This window comes from Anaerovibrio sp., from assembly GCF_051866355.1.
Taxonomy (GTDB): Bacteria; Bacillota; Negativicutes; order Selenomonadales; family Selenomonadaceae; genus Anaerovibrio.
The window spans coordinates 25,298-28,880 of sequence record NZ_JBJDWZ010000012.1 but is presented as its reverse complement, the minus strand read 5'-3'; the positions used below and the strand labels follow the sequence as shown (position 1 = coordinate 28,880).

General features: G+C 53.9%; 3 protein-coding genes. All 3 read left to right on the top strand.

The window, feature by feature from the left end; all coding sequences use genetic code 11:
• Nucleotides 1–161 precede the first annotated feature (161 nt).
• The gene (locus tag ACI3UA_RS00615; RefSeq protein ID WP_439722895.1) at nt 162–1,082 is read left to right on the top strand and encodes a hypothetical protein; all 921 of its coding nucleotides are present in this window, start codon (nt 162–164) and stop codon (nt 1,080–1,082) included.
• A 104-nt stretch (nt 1,083–1,186) separates the two neighbouring features.
• The gene (locus ACI3UA_RS00610; protein ID WP_439722894.1) at nt 1,187–1,834 is read left to right on the top strand and encodes a hypothetical protein; all 648 of its coding nucleotides are present in this window, start codon (nt 1,187–1,189) and stop codon (nt 1,832–1,834) included.
• Nucleotides 1,835–1,925: 91 nt separating this feature from the next.
• Nucleotides 1,926–3,583 (top strand): adenine deaminase (ade, locus tag ACI3UA_RS00605; RefSeq protein WP_439722893.1); only part of this gene is annotated, 1,658 nt, incomplete at its 3' end.

Sequence of the window (3,583 nt, the reverse complement as noted above, 5' to 3'; positions counted from 1 at the left end):
AGGCCGAGGTCTGCAAAACCTCTATTCCCCAGTTCGATTCTGGGTGTCACCTCCAAAGAGTGTTATTCTCCCTGAGCAGGTCTCAGGGAGATTTTTATTTGCCTTTTGTTCGCAAAAAGAATATAATAAAGATAATAAATATATAGAAATGGGGATGGCCAATGGCGGCGAATGACAGCATTACAAAAATTACCGATAATCTTTTGAAGGTGTACGATTACGCATTTCTGGAGGGGGCGACCTATGGCTTTTACAAGCCCAATGACGCCATGTATGCAGGGGTGCGCATGACGGAGAAGCAGTATCATTGTCCCGGCTGTGGCCGCAGTTTCAGCGTGAAGATACGCAACGACAACGACGGCATACTGTATTTCTCCAGGAGCCGTATCGCTGAGCAGAAAAAGATTTACGAGGAGCTGGGGCTGGATTTTCCTGCCGACCATGAGCTGATGGAAAAGCCTTATACCTACCATCTGACGGGGTATTGCGCCGAGTGCGCGGACAGGGAGCTGGCGGAGGCTGACCAGTGGCCCCAGCGCATCAACAATCTCTGCCATGCGCTTTATCTGCAGGATATGCTGGTGTCGGACAAGGCAAGGCAGTACATGACCGATGCTGTACAGCGCTGGCTGGACGGCATCAGTGAGGCACGGGAGCTGACCAGGTTTGATCTGGCCAATCCGGAGGTCCTGCAGGAGCTGATATGGATTATGGTGCTGAGCGATACGGAGGCCTGTGAAAAGGCACTGCAGGAATATCGTGATGCCATTCAGCCGCTGCTCTATGAGCTGAAGGAGCTTCTGGAAAGGGCTACGCCGGCCTGGAAGGCCTACGTGGCACGCAGCTCGAGCCTGCCGGAATCCATGTCGGATGGTGAGTATCATGAGTATACGCTGGCATTTCCTGCTGATGATACGCAGGGGCAGGATTTTTATTTCAGGAGAAGCGTGGAGAAGAGCCGGGTGGGGATGTTCGTCAGCCAGCGCCGCATCAGCTCCATTCAGGAGCTTCTGGCCGATGCAGGCTTTCAGGAGCGCTGGATTGACATGGTGATGGATAAGGCCAATGAGCTGTTGAAATAAGTGCGCGGCCTGCGGTTTGATGCGGGCGCGGGAGCCTTTCAGAAATTTTTAATGTTTTGCTGGTAAAATTTTCCGGTGATTGTATGAATTAGGAGAGGTGGCTTATGAAAAAACTTTCGGTATGTCTTTTGGTCTTTGTCCTGACGCTTGCGGCCTGCTCCGCAGCTCTGGCCGCAAAAAAGAGCGGCAGCCTGCAGCCGGTGGATTTTACCTTCAAGGGAGCGGCGCTGGGTGATACGGCGGCAGTGATGCAGGAAAAGCTGGGGGAGCCTGATTTTGATACGGATATAGTGGTGCTGGATCAGACTGTGAAGTGCTATGTCTATTCTGCGGATTTGAAGGTGTGCACTGACCCGCGCACTGACAGGATAGTGGCGTTTGTCTGCAAGGACAAGGAGTACAAGGCCAGGGACGGCGTGACCTACGGGGCGACCCGTGCCAAGCTGATAAATACCTACGGCAAAGCTGACAAGGAGAAGCGGGACGGCAACCTGTACTATGTGTACAGAAATCCCGACGATGAAAGGCAGAAGCTGATGCTGCAGATGGAGCCGACTGATTATTATGTGGAGAGCTTTCTGATTACCAGCCTGCCCTTGACGGAGGATGAGCTTGCCGAGTATGAGATGGGCGAGTTCCCTGCAGAGCTTTTTGGCGGTGATGATGAGCCTGAGCTGAATGGCGGCTTCAACAGCAAGGGTGAATGGTGGGCTTCCTACAAGGTAAATGATAATGTCAGGATTGGCATATAAGCAGATAGCTGAATAAATAAAGGAAGGCGGGGTGTATCTTTTGGATGCGAAACATCTGATAAGAGTGGCTCAGGGACTGGAGCCTGCAGATTTGGTTTTGAAAAATGCGGAGGTTTTTCACGTTTATACGGGGGAGTTTATCCGTTGTGACATAGCTATTGCCGATGGCTACATTGCCGGTACCGGCTCCTATTTTGGCATTGAGGAGATTGATATGCAGGGACGGTATATTGTGCCGGGGCTGATTGATGCCCATGTGCACATCGAAAGCTCCATGCTGACGCCGTGTCAGTTTGCCAAGGCCGCCCTGCCCTGCGGCGTTACGACGATAGTTACCGACCCTCACGAGATTGCCAATGTCTGCGGTGCAAAGGGGATTCAGTTCATGCTGGATGCGACGGAAAACATACCTCTGAACGTGTATGTCATGCTGCCATCCTGCGTGCCGTCCACGGACTTTGAGAACGCGGGGGCATCCCTTCTGGCAGAAGATTTAGAGCCGTTCTTGCAGCATCCCAGGGTGCTGGGGCTGGCGGAAATGATGAATGCTCCGGGGGTTCTGACGCAGGACGAGAAGGTTATGGAAAAGCTGCGTATGGCATCCGGTGCCGGCATGCACATTGACGGCCATGCTCCCGGCCTGACCAGCAGCCAGCTTATGGGCTATGCCGCGGCTGGCATTACCTCCGATCATGAATGTATTTCCAAGGAGCAGGCTCTGGAACGGTTGCGGGCGGGCATCGGTGTCATGCTGCGGGAGGGTTCGGCCGCCAAGAACCTCAAGGCCCTGCTTCCTGCGGTCAACCCTGATACGGCGCCGTATTTTATGTTCTGTTCCGATGACAAGATTCCGTCAGAGCTTCTGGAGAGCGGCTATATCAACGATATGGTCAGGACTGCCATCACCGAAGGGGTCAGCGTGGCTAACGCCCTGCAGATGGCGACCATCAACACGGCCCGCCATTACCACCTAAAGGATGTAGGTGCGATAATGCCGGGTTACAAGGCGGATCTGCTGGTGCTGGACAATACCAATCCGTGGGTTCCTCAGCAGGTGTACAAGGATGGGCGGCTGGCCTATGAGCAGGGAAAGCTCCTGCAGACCGGCGTAGAGATTGATTCTTCGGCGCTGGAAAATACCGTCAATGTAGGCAGCATCAGCCTTGAGGATTTGAGGCTGCCACTTGAAACGGAAATGGCGCACGTCATCGGCCTGGTTCCTTATCAGATTGTGACTAAAAAGGCGATTATTCCTGTCAAGCGCGTGGAGGGCTGTGCAGTCAGCGACATCGAAAATGATGTGCTGAAGCTGGCGGTATTTGAGCGGCATAATGCCACGGGAAATGTGGGGCTGGGACTGGTGAAGGGCTTCGGCCTGAAGCGCGGTGCGCTGGCTTCTACAGTGGCGCATGATTCCCACAATCTCATCGTTATAGGTACCAACGACGAGGACATGCTGGCTGCGGCCAGGGAGCTGCAACGGATTGGCGGCGGCATCTGCATAGCCGACGGGGGAGAGATAACTGCTTCCCTGGCCCTGCCGGTGGGAGGACTGATGACCAACGAGCCTGCCAGGGTGGTAGCTGACAAGCAGGCTGAGATTATTGCCAGAGCCCGTGAGATGGGTGTACCGGAGTTCTATTCGCCGTTTTTGACGCTGGCCTTCCTCAGTTTGCCGGTTATTCCATCCCTGAAGCTGACGGATAAGGGCTTGGTGGATGTGGATGCATTCAGGTTCATTCCTCTGGG

Bases quoted from the DNA above. Each gene is read 5' to 3' on its own strand.
- ACI3UA_RS00610 (WP_439722894.1), top strand. From the start codon at position 1,187: ATGAAAAAACTTTCGGTATGTCTTTTGGTCTTTGTCCTGACGCTTGCG.
- ACI3UA_RS00615 (WP_439722895.1), top strand. From the start codon at position 162: ATGGCGGCGAATGACAGCATTACAAAAATTACCGATAATCTTTTGAAG.